Below are 18,807 nucleotides of genomic sequence, written 5' to 3' on the forward strand. Positions count from 1 at the left end.
ATGCATTATTGCGTTGTGCTGACCGCATCGGAGCATGCTCGCGAATATTGGGATGAACGGAAGGCGCCCGGGATCATTTCATGGGCTGATCGGCAGCTACGGCCATCAATTTCCGCGTCCGATCCGAAAGCTGGCTTATGAGTGGCTGGAAAGTGAGCTTGTCGGGGGATAGCGAGGAGTGAGGGTGCTGCATTATTTAAATATCGGAATCAAGATCATGAGAAGGAAAGCGATGATCACAAATGTAATGACAAAATAGTAAAAATATTTAATAAACTTGGGGAATGTTTTCAGGTCTGCTTTACTTGAAGGCATTCCCATAATTTTTTGGTAGTGGTCAACCGCGCTGTTGAACGGTTCGGTAGGAGCGGGAGTTTCGTTTTGTTCGGTAGTATCTTTGTCTGTCATTTTTACCCTCCTCTAAAGTATTGTTGTTTTTCTTATACCACAAAATAGGGCTTTAATCATTAATTTGTGAAATAAACCTAAAAAAAACAATGAAGGGAGTTATAATGAAAATAGATTAGTGCGCCAAGGTGACTGATGGGGGGATTCGATGTCTCGGAATCGGGCAAGAAATGAAAGAATGCTTAGAATGGTTGTGTTTTTTCTGGGCATTGTTTTTATTACGATAGCGGCTTTTTATGTGCTCTCGATGGTAATGGACCCTGCTGGCGATCAAGGTCTGCTAGTCGTTATATGTATGGTTATCTCTCTACAAATCTCATTTCTAACGGCTTACGTCATCATGAATTCGAAAAAAACATGAGCTGGCCGATAGCTATCGTTCCGTGACGAGGCTTCCGGTATTCGGCCGCCGGCGGATTCGACGAACATCGAGGCGGATTTACCCAATGTTATGCAATGTCATCATAGTGAACAAAAGATTGCTAGTGTTCGCACGGGAAAGCGTTGCGAGAGGCTAGTGGCATTTCAACGCTTATCCTATAGATTTTAAAGATGTAACATTAGATCGTGCGAAGGATAGCGACCCTCATAATGAGGGAAAGTTCGTGAGGCAAACTTCACTATTTCAAACTGATAACGGTTCGTGCATAACCATTACGATATCCGGGTTTTGTTTTCGTAAACAGGTCATCAATTCGTTAGACTTGATGGCGTAATAGTACCTTGACCGCATATGAACTAAGGTTTGCTGCCCAAACATGTCATGAAAGTGCCGTCCACAAACCGATGGTTCTTACGAGGCGCAGTAGCATCCAAACCTTGCAATTGATGCGGTCAAGATATTGGTTATGCAGAAAAAGAAGCTTACATCTCCGCTCCTCTTGGCAGTGGGTTTGAAAGCTTCTTTTTAATTTATGGTCTGTTTTCCCTCCTGACAAAGCTGCCCGGCCGACCGCCGTCATGCAGCGAAACATCGCACGCCGGGGGTGCGGTGTGAGGGTTTACAGGGCCGGCCGCTATTATCGATCATGTCGGCAAAGGCAGGGAAACGTCCCCCCTATATATTGGTTAAATATACGTCAGCCTTCATCCGGCCGCGAAGAGGCTCCGTTACGGTAAGCGGTTGGCGTCGTATTCGTCAGAGCCTTGAATTGGGCGTGGAAGTTTTCCGCGAACGGATAGCCGACTCTCGCCGCGATTTCTTTTACGGGCAAATCGGTATGCTTCAACAAATCCATCGCTACTTTCATACGTGTGTGCTGCAGCTTCCGACGGAACGACATCCCGTACAAATCGTGCAAAATGCGGTTAAGCTGCCGATGGCTGACGTAAAGCAAACCGGCGAGATCTTCCTCCCTCAGCGGGCTGTCGAATTGCTCGGAGAAGAACGTATCGATGATGGTGAGCCTGTTGTCGACAGGCGTGGCCGGTTGCATCCTGTTTCGCGGGGTCGTCTGGATGTTGGGCGATGAACGAATGACGTCGACGAGAGCTTGGCCGAACATGCACTGCACCTTGGCTAGATAGCCGACCGGCCGCGTGAGCAATTCGCGCTTGATTTCGTCCAGGAGCTCTGCTGTCGCATGGCTGTCCGGGGAGATGAAGAACGGTGCGTTCTGCAGCACGCGAAGCAGCTCTTCCGTTTCGCCGGGCGAATATTCGTGCTTCGGACGAGGCATGACGTCAAAACGGAAAGAAAAGCAGGTTTTGTGAGCCTCTTCGCCGGACAGGGGACGCTGCTGCGAATGATACATCCCTGGGGGAATGACACAGAAGCTTCCTTCCGGCACTTCATGGCAGCCGTCCTCCAGGCTAAGTACGATCGAACCCTTGTGCACAAACTGGACTTCATACAAAACATGGTTGTGATTCAAAACACGCCAATCGCAGCTCGTTCGAAAAAAGCCGGCATCGGTAAACAAATGGAACCGTAAAGCGCCCAGTTCCACGCGACATTCGAATTGCTTCGGAAAAGACTGCTTCGAACTTTGTTCTCCTGACTGGTGAAGGCTCATTCGCATCGACCTCGGGAGCTCAGTTTTATGGATGCATTGTAGCACCATCCCGGCGGCAGGTAAAGAATGGATTATGAGGGTGCTCCAATGAACAAAGCGGGTATTGAAACCGGTCATCATTCGCGCGAAGATGTCCGTGCGGATCATTGTCCGGCTGCAGGGGAGATTTTACAATAGCAGCATATCGTCCTTCAGGACAGGAGGCGGAAAGGAATGGGTCTTATGGGATCCAAAACGGTAATTCTGGGAGGCGGCGTAACAGGGCTGAGCACCGCTTATCACTTGGCGCGCAAAGGCTGCGGCAGCATCGTCGTGCTCGACAAAGGGCCGGTCGGAGACGGCTCGAGCAGCCGCGCAGCGGGTATTATTACCGCGCTCCTATGGAGCGAAACCGGCGTGCTTGCCCGCAAAATCAGCCTGCAGCTGTTTCGTGAGTTGTCGGAGGAGCTCGACGGCTATACGTTCCAGGCTGTCGGCGCCTTGAATTTGTTCGACCCGCAATCTTGGCCGGAGCGCGAACGATTGCTGCCCCTGTATCGGCGCTGCGGAGCTCCGTTCGAGGTGCTGGATGCGGACGAGATGCGCCGGCGGTGGCCGCAGCTTCAGCCCCGCGACGAGTTTATCGGGCTGTACGACCCGCTCGGCGGATATAGCGAACCGGACGAGTACGTCCCGGCGCTTGCCCGCAGGTGCCGGGAGCTTGGCGTCGAGATTCGCGAGCATGAACCGGCGACCGGGTTTGTCGTGCGGAGCGGCAAGGTCGCCGGCGTTCGAACCGCGCGCGGGACGATCGAGGCGGATGCGGTTGTCAGCACCGTGTACGCCTGGACGAACGCGCTGCTGGCCGAAGCCGGCATCCGTCTGCCGGTCAAAGCGGTCGTTCACCAGCGTTACGTGACGCAGCCGCTCGCAGCGCCGCTTGCGATTCCGGCGATTAACGCCGATCCGCTCGGCGGGTATGTTCGTCCGGCTGCCGGCGGCAGGCTGCTGTTTGGCATCGAAACGGCGGAACGGGAGGAGCAGCGAGTGACCGAGCTATCGTATCACCTAAGTTCGCTGGAAGCGCCGGAGTCGCTGAAGGAGGATCTAAGGCGCAGTTTTACTCCTTATGTGCCGCAGCTTACGGGCGTCGAATGGGAGGAGCGAAGGCTCGGGCTGCTCACCTTTTCGATGGACGGCGAGCCGATTGTCGGGCCGGTCGGGGGTCTTCCCGGTTTGTATGTCGGCGTTGCGTTTCACTCGGGTGGCTTCGCCTATAACCCAGCTGCCGGTCTGCTGTTGGCGGAGCTGGTGGAAAGCGGCCGCACCGGCATCGATATCGGCGCATTCTCGCCGGATCGTTTTGACCCGGCGGAAGCCGACGCTTATTTGGCCGAAACCGTAAAGCAGAAGCATGTGGCGCGAAGGCGCCATTAGGAGGAGTCAAAGATCGATTTGAAAATTGGGGGAGACAAAATGATGGCTATGGATCATGCGTCACAGAAGGATAATGTCCCCGAGAGAGTGGGGAGTGTGGCGGAGGGGGCGTCGGCGGGAAGCATGGTAGCTGGGGAAACAATGGCAGGAGGCGCGGCAGCCGGGGAAGCGACGACGGAAGGAGCGGCGGCAGTGGACACGTCGGCGGGAAGTGCGGTAGCTGGGGAAACGATGGCAGGAGGTGCGGCAAACGGGGAAGTGTCCACGGAAGGAGCGGCGCCCAGAGACGCATCGGAGGGAAGTGCGGGGGCCGAAGAAGCGCCAGAGGCTGAGCGGCCGGCAAGTCCGGACGCAAGAGTCGCTGCGTCCGCGAGTGCAACGCAGCGGCTGTACGAACGCGCCAAGCGGATCATCCCCGGCGGGGTGCAACTGCTCAGCAAGCGGCCCGAGCAGATGGCGCCGGGGCTGTGGCCGGCTTATTACCGGGAAGCGCGCGGCTGCGAGGTATGGGATCTTGACGGGCGGCATTATTACGACCTGTCGACGAACGGCATCGGAGCGTGCCTGCTCGGCTTCCGCGACGAGGACGTGACGCGGGCGGCGATCGGCGCGATAGAGCGGGGGAGCATGAGCACGCTCAATCCGCCGGAAGAGGTGGAACTGGCCGAGCGTCTGTGCGCGATTCATCCGTGGGCGCAGCAGGTGCGCTTCACCCGCAGCGGCGGCGAGTCGTGCGCGGCGGCGATCCGCATCGCCCGGGCGACGACGGGACGCTCCGTCGTTGCGGTATGCGGCTACCACGGTTGGCACGACTGGTATTTGTCCGCCAATCTCGGCGAAACGGAGGCGCTGAGCGGACATTTGCTGCCCGGGCTCGACCCGGCAGGCGTACCGAAGGAACTGACCGGGACGGTGCCGACGTTCCCCTATAACGATCGCGAGGCGTTTCGCTCGATCCTCGATCGATACGGCCCGCGGCTCGCTTGCGTCATCATGGAGCCGTGCCGTTACCGGGATCCGGAGCCGGGCTTCCTTGAATACGTGCGCGACGAGGCGCATCGTGCCGGCGCTCTGCTCGTTTTCGACGAGATTACGATCGGCTGGCGATTGACCTACGGCGGGGCACATCTTCGGCTGGGCGTTGCACCTGACATCGCCGTATTTGCCAAAGCGCTAGGCAACGGCCATCCGATCGGCGCCGTCATCGGTACGGAGCAGGCGATGCAAGGAGCGCACGTATCGTTCATCAGCAGCACGTATTGGACCGAACGCGTCGGACCGGCAGCGGCGCTAGCTACGCTGGCAAAGATGGAAGCGACAGGAGCGGCCGCACATGCCGGTGCGATCGGGGAGCGGATTATGGCGTCATGGTCGCGCAATGCGGCGAGGCACGGGCTGCCCGTCGAGACCGGAGACGGTTATGCTTGTCTCGCGCATTTCCGCTTCGTCCACGATCAGGCCGAGCAGCTGCGCACGCTGTACACGCAGTTGATGCTGGAACGGGGATTTTTGGCGGGAACGGCCGTATACCCTACGCTTGCGCATACGGAAAACATCGTGAACATGTACGACGAGGAGGTGGACTGCGTGTTTGGCATTATTGCCGATGCGCTTCGGGAAGACAAGGTGGAGCAAAGCTTGCGGGGGCCGACGGCACATAGCGGGTTTCGCCGATTGTTGTAAATGCCGGCAGTGCGCTTCAAAAATAATCTTCCGCTGACGTTTCTGAAGCTCGAAGGGGAATATGCGGCCAGAGCAAAGGCGGAGGGCTCAAGATAGCAATCCATAAGAAATCGCGATGCCTGATTGGCATTATAATAGGGGAGGGAAGTTAAATTTAATGTAGAGGTGATCGTATGGCGCTTACAGCCGATAAAACCTTTGTCAATTTGCCGATTAAAGATTTGAATAAAACGATCGAATTTTTTAATGCGATCGGGTTTGCATTCAACCCCCAGTTTACCGATCAGAACGCAGGCTGCATGATCATCAACGATAGCACGTTCGTCATGTTGTTGACGGAACCGTTTTTCTCTACGTTCATCAAAAAGGAAGTTTCCGACGCGACCAAAAGCACGGAAGTGATTATGGCGATGTCCGCCGACAGCAGGGAAAAGGTCGATGAAATCGTAAATAAGGCTTTGGCGGCAGGCGGGAAGGCTTCGAATGAACCGGTAGACCACGGTTTTATGTATACATGGAGCTTCGAGGATTTGGACGGCCATCTATGGGAGTTCATTTATATGGATGAAAGTGCCGTTAATCAAGGCTAAGGAGAAAGCCCGGAGTTTCGCCGGAGTCCGAGTTATCTGCTTGGAGAGGCGGAGAAAGCTCGAAGTTATGTTGGAGTCCGAATTTGCTCACTTGGAGAGACAGGGAAAGCGCGGTGTGCGTTGGAGTCCGAATTTGCCCGCTAAGAGAGACGGAGAAAGCTCAGTATTGTGCTGGAGTCCGAATTTGCCCGCTAAGAGAGACGGAGAAAGCTCAGTATTGTGCTGGAGTCCGATTTTACCCGCTTAGCGTGAGGGTTTTCACGGGTAGATGGTAAAAATCGCTCTGTAAGGGTTTTTTTTCGGACTGGAGAGGCAGACAAAGGCGATACCACCGCTCCAATTGGGCGAAATCGAATTGCGGGAGTGGCTCGTTCGAAGGCGTGGAGGAGAAAGGGAAGTACGGGAAGTACCGGTTCATCATGACGGCGCTGGAGCAGCAACGAAGAACGAAGCGAAGGAAAGCGGCATGTTGGATCGGCAAGGGAAGTTGGATCAACAAAGGGAAAGAAAACTCGACGGGCGAGGGAGATACGGGGACCGGGTAACCTGACGACGTTGGCCACCCCCGATCGCAGCTTTGCCGGCCCGCGCGTCTGACGGCGTCTTTCACACCGGCGTTTGGCGTAGTTTTAACCGTATAGCATGAATCAAAAAAAGCAGGGTGTCGCCCTGCTTTTCTAATGCATCCACCAAGTACCTGGACCGCATCAAATCCAAGGTATTAGCGCAACTGTGCCGTATACAAACCCGGGGCTTGTCTGCGGATTTTTCAAAAAAGTCGGGCAGCAAGCTTTGGGTTTTAAGCGGTCAACGTACTAGTACGTTGACCGCATCTATTGCAAGGTTTGGGTGCTATTGTGCCTTGTAAAAACCATCGGTTGTGGACGGCACTTTCATGACATGTGTGGGCAGCAAACCTTAGATCATAAGCGGTCAACGTACAGCGGCCTTTCAGCTCTTATATTGATTTCATAAGCGATGTCACGTCTAGTTGTTTAAACGTGCGTCTGGTTAATCTTTCGTACTTGACCGTGAACCGTGCACAGCCCTGCTTATTCTAAAATAAATCCTTTAAAATCCGCTTTATCCGATGCCCCGGTGAAGACTTCAAGTTTATAGAGGCCCAGATCCAATTGACCCAATACCGTCTCGGCCTCCGCCAACCGTGCTGTCTTGCCGTTCACGCGAACATACGTATCCGGCGAGCTTCCACGGAATGCCTTCAACGTCAGCATCCGTTTGGCGTTCACGAACACCCACGAAGAAAAGATCAGCATGTCGGCCGTATCCTCTTTCGTGTGATCGACGTAGACTTTAAAGCGGTCCGCCGGCTCCTCAGGCATCGTAAGCCAGTCCTCCGGCACGCTGTCCGTTACTTTTTGGCTGGAATAATCGATTTTGGTATAGCCGTCTGCGACAAGGGTACGAGGGGAAATGTGCGCAAACAGAACCTCCGCTTCATATTGATGGCCGATATCTCCGAAATGCAGCCGATCCGAAATAATCCGCTGGGTGCTTATAGACGAATACAGCAAAAAGCTTTCCGTAAAACGGTTCATGTCGATGAGCTGCAGTCCGTATGCCCGTGCCAGCTCTCTCTTCACTTCGTTCGCTACGCTGTCGATATGCCCGCTCGTTCGCATCGGGTAGGCTTCCGCATATTGCGTCATGACGCCTGGCTCGACGCTTGCCTGGGTGGTCAGCAGAAAAGGCTGGATGCCTTTGTCGTAGCACCAGTGAATAATATGCTCGATATACCCTTTGAAACCGTCTCTATACGCTTTTTCGTCCTCAAAACCTAAACGGTCGTTGATGCCGAAGCCGATTCCGATCATTTTCACGTCATGATAGGCCGACGTCTCGCCGAATTGCTCCTCCAGAATCGTTACCGCCCAGCGTCCCGTTTTGCCGCTGAAGCCGGCGTTATAGATGCGCAAAGAATCGTTACCCGTTGCCAGGCTAAGCAAGTCCTCCAGCTTCTTCGAGAAAGCGTTGGGCGAAAGATTGTCCGCTCCGAGGGTATTGGCCGTCCAATCGGTCGTATTCGCGCCGTCTACCGTGCTGTCTCCAAAAAAAGCGATCGGAAATTTGCTTCCCCTCAGCCACTCCGTCCATGCGTCGTTTAACGTACATAGTGTTGCCGGAATGTTGGTTCCAGCAGATTCTACACCCGAATTCGTAAGCATAATCGGCATCTCCTAAAAGTAAAATGTTTTTCAATCCTATAAGCAGAATAGCACAAGCGGCTGCGGTTAAGGAAGAAGTAGCGGGCATTTGCTCGCAATCCGTAAACGGCCGATAAGGGACAATTCGAAGTCCGAATTTCTACCGGCCGATTTCCTTCTGCCGAAGGATTCGGCAATCAGTACCTCCCACTCGGAGACGAATGACGGCAAGAAGTCCGTTCTGCTCGTTTTTATGACGAATGAAAGCATGCCTTCGGTGACGAAGCCTGTTCGAATCCGGCGGTTTTCGCCCCGGCTTTCGACGATCGTACCTCAAACTTAACGTTAGATTATCAGGCATATGAAGATAAGAATGGAGGATATGGCGATGCGGGAGCATTTTACCTTTACGGAGAAGGACTTGCAGATCAGGGAGCAGCTTGAGGGCTTCGTGCCTGGGCGTATTTTCGATGCGCATGCGCATATTTGGAGAGTCCGGGACCTCAATTATTCAGGTGAATCCATATGGACCGAGGGAGGCGGCGAGATGTCGGCCGACCGCTGGCGCGCTTCCGTCGAGCAGCTGCTGGGAAGACGTGTCCAGGGCGGTTTGCTGTTTCCGGCTCCGTTCAAGTCTTGCGATCTGGATGGGGCGAATCGATATTTAATCGAACAATTGGCAGGAGAAACGAATAGCAGAGGCCTAATTCTGATTGCTCCGGGTTACTCCGACGAGCAGATCAGCTTGTTTTTGCAAAATGAGAAAATCGTGGGCTTCAAGCCGTATCATTGCTTCAGCTCCAGACAAGTGACGGCCGACTCCGAAATCGTCGAATTCGTACCGGAACGCTTCTGGCAATTGGCCGACCGGCATGAGCTTGTCATTATGCTGCACATCGTCAAGGATTCCGCGATGGCGGATCCCGAAAATCAGAAGCAGCTTCGCGACTTGTGCAGCCGGTATCCGAAAGCGAAATGCGTGCTGGCGCATGCGGGCCGGAGCTTCCACGCTCCTCATGCGTATAACGTAAAAGCGCTAAGAGGCTTGGAAAACGTATATTTCGACATGTCCGCCGTTTGCGAGGCGGAGGCGATTGCGCCGGTTCTGTACGAATTCGGGCCGGAGAAGCTGATGTGGGGCAGCGATTTCCCGGTTTCGGACATCCGAGGCAAGGCCGTTACGGTCGGAGACGGCTTCTTCTGGATGCAGAAGGAAACGCTGGACTGGGGGCATGCCGCCGGCCGCACCGAGCCGACGCTGGTCGGTTTGGAATCGCTGCGGGCTTTGAAATCGGCAGCCGATATGATCGGACTCAACAAGACCGATATCGAGCATATTTTCTATGATAATGCGATGCGGTTAACGAAACAGGCAACTGCTCATGATAATCGGACGCAGCGGCTGTACAGCGCAGCCAAAGCAATCATTCCTGGGGGCACGCAGTTTTTAAGGCCGGAGCTGCAGGCACGCGATAAGTGGCCGGCCTATTTCAGCGAGGCGCGGGGATGCGAGGTTTGGGATCTCGATCGCAAGCATTACTACGATATGTCCACGAACGGGATCGGCTCCTGCTTGCTCGGCTACCGCGACGAGGATGTAACCCGTGCCGTCAAAAGGCGCCTTCATCTTGGCGGCATAAGCACGTTTTATGCGCCGGAAGAGGCGGAATTGTCGGAACGGCTGCTCGACATTCATCCTTGGGCGCAGCAGGTAGGGTATACGAGAACGGGAGGGGAAGCTTGCTCCCTGGCCGTTCGAATCGCACGCGCGACGACGAACCGCTCGATCGTGGCCGTTTGCGGACGCCATGGCAGGAGCGATGGGGATTTAGCGGCAAGTCTCGGCGTGGATGACGCTTTGAACGTGCATTTGCCGCATGAGTCAGCCTCGCCAGGCGTGCCTGGCGAGCTAAGCGAGAAGATCGTTACGTTTCGTGCCAATGACAAGCAAGCGTTCGATCAACTGATCGGCCGGTACGGTGACCGGCTCGCTGCGGTTTTAATGGAACCCTGCCGTTATGAGGATCCGGAGCCGGGCTTTTTGGAATATGTGCGCGATGAAACGCATCGGGCCGGCGGTCTGCTTATATTCGACGAAATCACGATAGGCTGGCGGCTGCATGCGGGCGGCGCTCACTTGAGGCAGGGCGTTTATCCGGACATCGCCGTTTTTGCCAAGACTCTGGGCAACGGCTATCCAATCGGGGCGGTAATCGGAACGAGCGAAGCGATGGAAGGCGCACATCGAAGCTTCCTTAGCAGCGCTTCCTGCACGGATAGCGTAGGACCGGCCGCAGCGCTTGCAACGCTGGAGCGGATGCGTGCCGTGAACGTCCCGGGGATCATTGCGGATGCGGGATCGGCAGTAAAAGGCGCCTGGAAAACGTATGGCCTTCAATCCGGTCTCCTGATTAAGGCTATCGACGGGTATCCTTGCCTGGCGAGGTTCGAGTTTACCGGCGAATATGCGGACGAACTGAAAAATCAGTATACCGTCAAAATGCTGAACAGAGGTTTTCTGGCCGGAACGGATTTTTACCCGACGCTGGCTCATACGCCCGAAATCGTCGCATCGTACGGGCAAGCGATCGGCGAAGTATTTACCGAGCTCGCCGGTATGCTTGAACGGCGGCGGCAGGAATGAGCTAAAGCTAGCCTATGTGGTGAAAGCCCAGCGGGGCTTCGGCAGACCAACCGGTGTTTCTTGACTTATCAGAAAGTATATCGTGGTAGCGGCTCTAAATCTTGGTAAACGCGCTTGTCGCTAAGCATATGCTTACAAAGTCGCTTTCTTCGAAAGCGTTTATCTCGGTACGGAAGGCTGCCGGAAGCAGGCGATCGCAAAGCCGGTCTCTAGCGATACGATGGTCATCGGGTTGAGCGGCGTATGATCGATCTTATGTAGATGCTTAGTATGGCCGATCCGCTTGACAGCGATTCCTTGGAAAAAAAGAAGCCTCATTTCCACCCTAGGTGGATTTGGAGGCTTCTTTATCGTTTCGGGGACTGGCGGATTATACAGCCGCAGCCGTCGTATCATGCTTTTCGCATTCGGTCGAGCAGTAGCCGCCGGACATCGTTTCGCATTCGTCGCAGACGAGATGCTGACGATGACAGGTGTCGTCCTTGCAGTTAATGTACCGTTCGGTCGGCTTGCCGCAATGATGGCATTCGCCTACGACGACGTGCTCATCGGTCTGGTTGATCCGCACCGAAATGCGCTCGTCGAACACGTAACAGTTTCCGTCGAAGCCTCTGCCCTGAACCTCGGGGTCTTTCCCGTACGTTACGATCCCGCCGTCCAGTTGATAGACGTCCTTAAACCCTTGGTCGCGCATCACAGCCGTAAGCATTTCACAGCGAATGCCGCCTGTGCAGTAAGTGAGAATCGTCTTGTCTTTGTGCTCGGCCATATTGTTCTCGATCCACTCCGGGAACTCGCGGAAAGCTTCCAGACTCGGCTTGATCGCATTGCGGAAACGGCCGAGGTCGTATTCGTAATCGCTTCTTCCGTCGAGAACGATGACGTCGTCCCGCTGCAAATAATCGTAGAACTCTTTCGGCTGCAGCCGATTGCCCCCGTCCGTATGGGGATTTAGCTTTTTATGATAGCGAAGCGTAACAAGCTCCTGCTTGTAACGGACGAAAATTTTCTTGAACGCATGAATGTCGCTTTCGTCTATTTTGTAGACGATATCGGCGAACAGGGGATGCTTGCGCATATCCGCCATGTAGCGCTCCGTTTGCTCGATCGTACCGGACAACGTGCCGTTGATGCCTTCGTCGGCGATCAGGATGCGTCCCTTAACGCCAAGCTCCTTGCAATATTGAAGATGCTCGGCTGCGAAGCTTTCGGCTTCGGGAACCGGAACATATTTATAAAAAAGAAGAATCCGATAATCTGACATGATGGTTATGCACCTCTCTATTCAATGTGAAACAGGGAATAGCGGAAGCAGAAGGGGTTCCCTTCTCTTCCGCCGTGTCGATACCCTACATTGTATCTTCTTTTGGTTACTTAGTCAATATTTTGGTATATAAAGTATATTTAGAAGGCGCTTTTACAGCTGCATGCAACGAGTAAAACATGAAAAAACGAGGCCGTCTCAGGTCGCGATTCGGACCTAAGCAGCACCTCGTTTGGCTAGCCTTTGACGCTCCCCATGACGATTCCGCTGATGAAAAACCGCTGGAGAAACGGGTATACGAGCAGCACCGGCAGGGCACCCAGGAAGAGCTGGGCGGCACGGAACGTTTTATTGGATATTTCCTTGATCAGCTTCTGGTCGTTCACCGACATGGCCGCCAGATCCTCCTGAATAACGGCGGTTTGCAAATAGCTCTGAAGCGGGTATTTGGTCGGCGTATTCATATAAATGATGCCGTCGAACCAGGCGTTCCAATGCCCGACGATCGAGAAGAGCGTAAGCGTCGCAAGCGCGGGCAGGGAAAGCGGAACGAATATTTTCCACATGATCGTGAAATGTCCGGCTCCGTCGATGAAGGCCGATTCCTCAAGCTCCCGAGGCAGCCCCCTGAAGAAATTGAGCATCAGCACGACACTGAATACGGGAACCGCGTTAGGAATGATAAGCGCCCATATGGAGTTCAGCAAGCCTGTGCTCTGGATGACCATATAAGTCGGGATAAGTCCGCCGCCGAACAGGATCGTAATGAAGAAAAGCCAGACATAAACGGTGCGGAGCTTGAAGGCTTTGACTTCCTTCGATAGCGGATAGGCGCATAGTACGATAAGCAAAAGATTTAAGGACGTGCCGAGCAGCACTCTCTTCACGGAGATGAGCAGCGAGTCCAGGAACTGATCCTTCTGCAGCACATATTCATAAGCCTTCGTATTGAACTCGATCGGCCACAGCTTGACCATTCCGGCTCCTGCAGCCGTGCTGGAGCTGAGGGAGATGGCCAGCATATGGACGAGCGGAAGCAGGCAAAGAAGAGAGAGAACGGTTAATGCTGTATAATTGAGCGCAATGAAAGCTTTTCTAGATAAAGTCGGCCTTTCGACCATTCGGATCCCTCCTTGCTCTTTAAAAAATGCGGTACTTGGCGAAGCGGTAAGCCAGCCAATAGGATAAGCTGACGAGTACGAGCGAAACGACCGACTTGAACAAGCCGACGGCGGCTGCCATGCTGTACTGCAGCTGCACGAGACCCATCCGATATACCATCGTATCGATGATGTCGCCTGTCTCATACACTTGAGGGCTGTACAAAATGAATACCTGCTCGAAGCCCGCGTTCAGCACGTTGCCGAGGCTCAGCGTCATGAGCAAGAAAATGATCGGCCGCATGCCGGGAAGCGAAACATGCCAGGTTTGCCGCCACCGGTTGGCGCCGTCCATGGTTGCCGCCTCGTATTGGGAAGGGTCGATGCCGGTTAAGGCGGCCAAATAAACGATCGTGCTGAAGCCGAATTCCTTCCATTCGTTCGATATAACGAGCACATACCGGAACCAGCTTTTGTCCCCGAGGAAATAAATCGGGTCTATGCCGACCGACGATAAAATTTTATTGACGATCCCTTGAGAGGGGGAAAGGATGTCGATCAGGATGCCCCCGGCAATGACCCAGGACAAAAAGTGGGGCAAATAAATCATCGTTTGCACGGATCGTTTGAACGATTTGATCCGCACTTCATTTATGAGCAAAGCCATCGTGATGGGCACCAGGAGGCCGGCTGCGATTTTCATTATGGAAATGATAAGCGTGTTCTTTAAAACAATGAGAGTGTCCGGCAGACTGAACATATATTTGAAGTTCTCAAGGCCTACCCACTCCGACCCGCGAAGCCCCATCGTGGGGATGTAATTTTGGAAAGCCATGGCGATGCCGACCATCGGTCCGTAATGATACAGGAGCACAATCAATAAACCGGGCCAAATCATGAGGTGAAGCGGCAGCTCCAGCTTGAACGTTCTCAGCATAACCAAATCCTCCGATCCAAACGAAAAGGGAGACTAAGCTCCCTCTCGTCATAAATGTCAGCGTGCGCAAAATGCGCAAATGATTCCGTTTCCCAGCGCAGCTCGTCCGAAGCATGCGGCGCCGGCTTTATTTGCTCTTATACCAGTCGTTCACTTCTTTCGTCATTTCGTCGCCGCCGAGCTTTTTCCAATCGCTGACGAATTGATCGAACAGATCGACGGATTCGCCCAATATGATTTTGGTGAATACCTCAAGCTCCGTCTTCAGCAGGTTCGCGTTTTTCTGCACCATTGCCGGCGTAGGAGGGGCGGTAAACAGGTTCGGCATGAACTGGTTGTTCTTGATATACTGGTTGACGATGCTTCCCGAGCCGCCGATTTCGCTTCGCGAAGCCCAGCCCCACAAGCTCTTGTCGCCTGCCTTGTACTTCTGGATGTAGTCGTATTCCTGCCGTTCCTCCGGCGTCAGCTTCGCGAGCTGATCGGCTTCCGGCTTTTTGTCGCTCTTCAGCAGCGGCTCCAGATGAGTGGAAATTTCCGCGTTTTTGAACGATTTGTACATTTTGACCGGCGAGTTCATCCAGTAGGAAATGCTGCCGTCCGCGTTGAACTTTTTGAACAAGTCGTCGGAGGTGTTCAAATAGAACAATTTGATCCATTCGTCGGCCAGCTTCAGGACCGCTTCAGGATGCTTGGTGCCCTTCTTGACGACCCAGAATCCGTAGAACGTATTGAGCGGATGCTGCAGAAGCGTCGGCTGCCCATCGGCGGACGGTGCGGGATACGGCTTCCAGACAGCGTCTTTGGTCAAGCCGGCCAGCGGCGCAATACCCGCCGTCAAGCTGCTGTACATCATGCCGACTTTATTGCTGCCGATGTCTTCGTTTACTTTAGCCGTATTTTTCACGCCGAACTCTTTGTCCAGTTGTCCGGTTTTGTACATCTCTTGCAGCTTTGCGAGCGCGGTTTTCATTTCCGGCTGGACGCTGCTGTAAGCCAGCTGCCCGTTCTTATCCTTCACCCAAATTGATCTATAGGCATGGTAGGCATTCAGGAGGCCGCCGGCGAGGCCCAGATCTTTATCCATCGCCAAGCCGAACGTGTCGTTTTTGCCGTTTCCGTCAGGGTCTTTGTTCGTGAAGGCTTCCGAAATGGCCAAAACATCCTGCATCGTTTTGGGCTCCGGCAAATTCAGCTTTTTCATCCAATCTTCCCGTACCCACAGCAACGGCACCGATTCTTTCGCGACTCCCGTAAAAGGGATCCCCATCAGCTTGCCTTTGATGGTGGCCGCCTCCGTGACCTCCTTGCCGGCTTGCTCCATCACCTGCTTGACGTTATCCGGGGCATGCTGCTTATAAACGTTCGTCATATCTTCGATAAGATTCGCTTTCTCGAGCTGCACCAGCTGCGTAGCCGTGACCAGGAAAAAGTCCGGGAGCTCGCCGGAGGCGATCAGCAGATTCGTTTTTTGCTCCAGCTCGGCGGAAGGAACCTCCCATAACGTCTTGACGGAAATGCCGAGCGTATCCTTCAGATGGCGCGTCCAAGGATTGTTGTTCATATCGTCGCCGTTACCGAATTTGGTCGAAGAGCCGTAAGTGAAATTGACTGAGGTCAGTTCAATGGGCGGATCGTATTTGCCGCCGGTCGCAGGCGCTGCGGCCGATTCTTTGGGCTGGGCCGATGCCGGCGGTTCTGTCTCTTTGCTTTGGCTGCATGCGGACAACACCGATGCGGCGAGCAGGATCGAAGCTGTGGTTGCCATGCTTGCGCGTTTCAGTTTCATAGGAATGACACCCTCCTTGTATAGTACGAATTTTTAAACCGCTTACATGATGCTGAGTGCGCCTCCTTCCGTTCGTCCTCGAGTTCGTCGTGTTGTGCTTTTACCTTAACGGAGGGGAGATGGGGATGAATAGCTGCAAATTCTCCGATTTGAAGCCCGAATCGCGGAATGTGTAAACCGGAATAGAATCGGAGAAAGTGCATATTACCGGTCCGCTGACCGCATGCTTGCTACTGTGCTACAATAGGAATACTGTTTGTCGCCTTTTGTACGCATGTCAAGGATAAACGGCTGCGCCGTTCTTTCCGAAGAAGTGCGCGTTTACCGAGAAATCGAACAATCAGCGGAGATATGCTTTCTGAGATTTCAAGGATAAACGGCTGCTCCGTACTTTCCGAAGAAGTGCGCGTTTACCGGGAAATCGAACAATCAGCGGAGATATGCTTTCTGAGATTTTAAGAAAGGCTGGTGCTTCCAAGTGTTGAAACCGCTTCCTTTTTCATTCGGTAAAAATACGCTGTTTTTTAAGCTGCTGACCGGTTTCATCTGCGTCATCCTCCTCATTTTGTCGTTCCATCTGTTTTCTTATTCGTTTTTCAACAGCAACATTCAACGGGAAATCATAAATAACAATCAGCAAAACTTGAACAATACCGTAGAGCGGTACGAAAACCATATCCGCATGATCCAAGGCGCGGTTGTCCGGCTATATTTTGACGAGAAGGTGGTCGTGCTGCACGATCTAGGCATGAGCCAATATTTCGATACGGTTAATCAGGTCGTCGACGAGGTGAAAAAGATCTTGTCCAACGATCAGATGTACTTGAACGACATTTGGCTGCATTTCCGCAACCGTTCTTACCTGATCGACAAAAACGGACCGAGCGACGCATCCCAGTTTTTCGCCCGCAGCTACAACAGCCCGAACTATGACTATGCCTTTTGGGATAAGCAATTTGAGGAGCAGTACAAGACCAAGGTTCTGAAAGAAACAGTCTTCATCGATAATTACAGCAACCGGGCGTCCTTAATTCCCATTGTACTGAAAAACGATATTTATAGTGAGCTTTATATTACGGCTCTGCTCGAACCTGAAAAAATGTACCGTGCCTACCGCAACTCGAATCAAAACAGGCTGTATATGTTCGATCCCTTGAACCAGCAGCTGTTCGGATCCGCTCCCGACCCCGTGCCTGCTGAAATTCTGGGAATGCTTACCGGAAGCGAGTCGTACGTCAAGAAGAATAACCAGCTTTATTTCTATAAAAAGGGCGCGCTTACCGGAATTACTTATCTAACGGTCGTTCCGCTTGAAAATATTACGAAGCAGGTGTCGCGCCTCAACTTCATTCTGATCATGGTACTTGCATTCGCGCTTCTGCTGAGCGTACTGATCTCCATCATTATGAGCTTGAAATTCAACACGCCCGTTCAGCAAATGATCGCCGCGATTCGCCGGTTCAATCCGAACAATCATCTGAAGAGCAAAATCAAGGAATACAACTTTATATATGAAGAAATCAAAAGCATTATCCAGACGAACCAGGAAATCAATGTGGATTTGGACCGCAAGCGGTCGCAGCTCCGCCAGCTGGATTACATGTATAAGCTCAAAAATATTTACAGCAATCCGGCTTTGGAGAAGGGGGAGGAGAATCAGAAGCCGTTTTATCTCGTCTTGTTTCATTTGACGATGACCCGAGAGTTTCACAAGCTGTCGAGCCTGGAGCAGGACGGGGCCGTTTCCTATATTCACGAATTCATCGGCACGACGCTGGCGGGCCGCTTTCCGGATTCGGTGACGCTGCAAACGGAGAAGGATCATATTCTTACGCTGATTTTCGCCGAGGAAGGGCTGGAGGAGCTTGCCGGGGCGGTCGACCGTTTAAAGCATGCATTCGATGAAGAGAAAAAACATATCGGCGTCACGATCGTCTACAGCCCGGAGCTGCGGCCTCCCGCCGCATTCAATTCCGCTTACGAGGAAACGCTCGAAATGGCCAAGAGACGCAAGCTCAGAAGCGAGACCCAAACGATCACGGAGCTGTGGCCCGAGCCTCATGTGCCCGGCTTTACCGCCGCTCAGGAGCAGGAGTTCCAGACTTTCCTTCAGGCGGGGAATGCGGCGTCCGCGCACCTTATTCTCGCGAGGATGCTCGCGCAGATGGAGAAGGTTGACGCTTCCGCCAACCAGTACACGGAGCTGGCCAAGGAAGTCGTGGGCAAGGTGTTGAAGCATATGATCGCCGCGAATCTGGACATCAGCTCGGTCTTCGACCTGAGCTCGCCGTATCAGCGCATGCAGGAATGCACGTGTCCGGAGCACTATGCGGATTTCTACGAATGGTTCCTGACGGAGGCCGTCCAGCTGCTGATGGAGCAGAAGGAAGGGCAGCATCCGATCAAGCATTTTATGCTGGAGTACATTCATACGCATTATAACGAAGATCTCTCGCTCGAGATGGTTGCGGATAAGCTGAACATGTCGGCAAATTATTTTTCGGCGTATTTCAAGGATAAAACGGGCGTCAATTTCTCCGACTATTTGACCGAGCTTCGGATTTTGAAGGCGAAGCATCTGCTGCTGCATTCGGACCAGCGCATCCAGGACATCGCCGAGCAGGTCGGGTATTTGAACGCAAACTCGTTTACGCGCATGTTCAAGAAGGTGACGGGCATTACGCCAGGAGAGTACAAGAGGGTCCATTTGGTCGTGGAGAAGGGGTAGGCGGTCATTCATTTGCTTATCAGAACAACTAAGTGCATAAAAGAAAAGAAGATAAAAATAATGGCAAT

At 53.3% G+C, this 18,807-nt stretch carries 14 protein-coding genes; 7 read left to right on the forward strand and 7 right to left on the reverse strand.

What is annotated here, in order from left to right; all coding sequences use genetic code 11:
- Positions 1 to 192: 192 nt before the first annotated feature.
- Both DQG23_RS30275 and DQG23_RS30285 read right to left on the reverse strand, forming a co-directional pair.
- Complete coding sequence (locus tag DQG23_RS30275; RefSeq protein WP_113034781.1) at positions 193 to 408, reverse strand: hypothetical protein; 216 nt, start codon at positions 406 to 408, stop codon at positions 193 to 195.
- A 1,079-nt stretch (positions 409 to 1,487) separates the two neighbouring features.
- Positions 1,488 to 2,423 carry an AraC family transcriptional regulator gene (locus tag DQG23_RS30285; protein ID WP_158560771.1) on the reverse strand — a complete coding sequence of 312 codons (936 nt, stop codon included), beginning with the start codon at positions 2,421 to 2,423 and terminating at the stop codon, positions 1,488 to 1,490.
- A 213-nt stretch (positions 2,424 to 2,636) separates the two neighbouring features.
- Between DQG23_RS30285 and DQG23_RS30290 the strand changes: the two genes are divergently transcribed.
- The 4 genes from DQG23_RS30290 to DQG23_RS42330 all read left to right on the forward strand — a co-directional run bounded on the left by DQG23_RS30290 (position 2,637) and on the right by DQG23_RS42330 (position 6,657).
- Complete coding sequence (locus DQG23_RS30290; protein WP_113034784.1) at positions 2,637 to 3,839, forward strand: NAD(P)/FAD-dependent oxidoreductase; 1,203 nt, start codon at positions 2,637 to 2,639, stop codon at positions 3,837 to 3,839.
- Between the two features lie 39 nt (positions 3,840 to 3,878).
- Complete coding sequence (locus DQG23_RS30295) at positions 3,879 to 5,522, forward strand: aminotransferase class III-fold pyridoxal phosphate-dependent enzyme (protein ID WP_202865974.1); 1,644 nt, start codon at positions 3,879 to 3,881, stop codon at positions 5,520 to 5,522.
- Between the two features lie 173 nt (positions 5,523 to 5,695).
- Entirely contained in the window at positions 5,696 to 6,112 is a 417-nt protein-coding gene (locus tag DQG23_RS30300) for a VOC family protein (protein ID WP_113034785.1), read from the forward strand.
- Between the two features lie 380 nt (positions 6,113 to 6,492).
- Positions 6,493 to 6,657 (forward strand): hypothetical protein, encoded by a 165-nt coding sequence (locus tag DQG23_RS42330; protein ID WP_158560772.1) that lies wholly within the window; start codon positions 6,493 to 6,495, stop codon positions 6,655 to 6,657.
- A 507-nt stretch (positions 6,658 to 7,164) separates the two neighbouring features.
- On the opposite strand, the gene DQG23_RS30305 is transcribed toward DQG23_RS42330, so the two are convergent.
- Entirely contained in the window at positions 7,165 to 8,298 is a 1,134-nt protein-coding gene (locus DQG23_RS30305; RefSeq protein ID WP_158560773.1) for an SGNH/GDSL hydrolase family protein, read from the reverse strand.
- An 88-nt stretch (positions 8,299 to 8,386) separates the two neighbouring features.
- Between DQG23_RS30305 and DQG23_RS30310 the strand changes: the two genes are divergently transcribed.
- On the forward strand, positions 8,387 to 8,620 hold the full coding sequence (locus tag DQG23_RS30310) for a hypothetical protein (RefSeq protein ID WP_113034787.1): 234 nt from the start codon (positions 8,387 to 8,389) through the stop codon (positions 8,618 to 8,620).
- A 45-nt stretch (positions 8,621 to 8,665) separates the two neighbouring features.
- The gene (locus DQG23_RS30315; RefSeq protein WP_158560774.1) at positions 8,666 to 10,921 is read left to right on the forward strand and encodes an aminotransferase class III-fold pyridoxal phosphate-dependent enzyme; all 2,256 of its coding nucleotides are present in this window, start codon (positions 8,666 to 8,668) and stop codon (positions 10,919 to 10,921) included.
- A 370-nt stretch (positions 10,922 to 11,291) separates the two neighbouring features.
- Here DQG23_RS30315 and trhO read toward each other — a convergent pair whose 3' ends face one another.
- The 4 genes from trhO to DQG23_RS30335 form a co-directional block, all read right to left on the reverse strand.
- The gene (gene trhO, locus DQG23_RS30320; protein ID WP_113034789.1) at positions 11,292 to 12,185 is read right to left on the reverse strand and encodes an oxygen-dependent tRNA uridine(34) hydroxylase TrhO; all 894 of its coding nucleotides are present in this window, start codon (positions 12,183 to 12,185) and stop codon (positions 11,292 to 11,294) included.
- Between the two features lie 236 nt (positions 12,186 to 12,421).
- The gene (locus DQG23_RS30325) at positions 12,422 to 13,306 is read right to left on the reverse strand and encodes a carbohydrate ABC transporter permease (protein WP_113034790.1); all 885 of its coding nucleotides are present in this window, start codon (positions 13,304 to 13,306) and stop codon (positions 12,422 to 12,424) included.
- A 19-nt stretch (positions 13,307 to 13,325) separates the two neighbouring features.
- A complete protein-coding gene (locus DQG23_RS30330; protein ID WP_113034791.1) occupies positions 13,326 to 14,222 on the reverse strand; it encodes an ABC transporter permease in 897 nt (298 codons plus the stop codon).
- 127 nt (positions 14,223 to 14,349) lie between these two features.
- Positions 14,350 to 16,011 (reverse strand): extracellular solute-binding protein, encoded by a 1,662-nt coding sequence (locus DQG23_RS30335; protein WP_113034792.1) that lies wholly within the window; start codon positions 16,009 to 16,011, stop codon positions 14,350 to 14,352.
- Positions 16,012 to 16,489: 478 nt separating this feature from the next.
- On the opposite strand from DQG23_RS30335, the gene DQG23_RS30340 reads away from it, so the two are divergent.
- Positions 16,490 to 18,739: a helix-turn-helix domain-containing protein gene (locus tag DQG23_RS30340; protein WP_113034793.1), complete on the forward strand. Its 2,250-nt coding sequence runs from the start codon at positions 16,490 to 16,492 to the stop codon at positions 18,737 to 18,739.
- Positions 18,740 to 18,807 lie beyond the last annotated feature (68 nt).

This window comes from Paenibacillus contaminans (assembly GCF_003285015.1).
GTDB lineage: Bacteria > Bacillota > Bacilli > Paenibacillales > NBRC-103111 > Paenibacillus_V > Paenibacillus_V contaminans.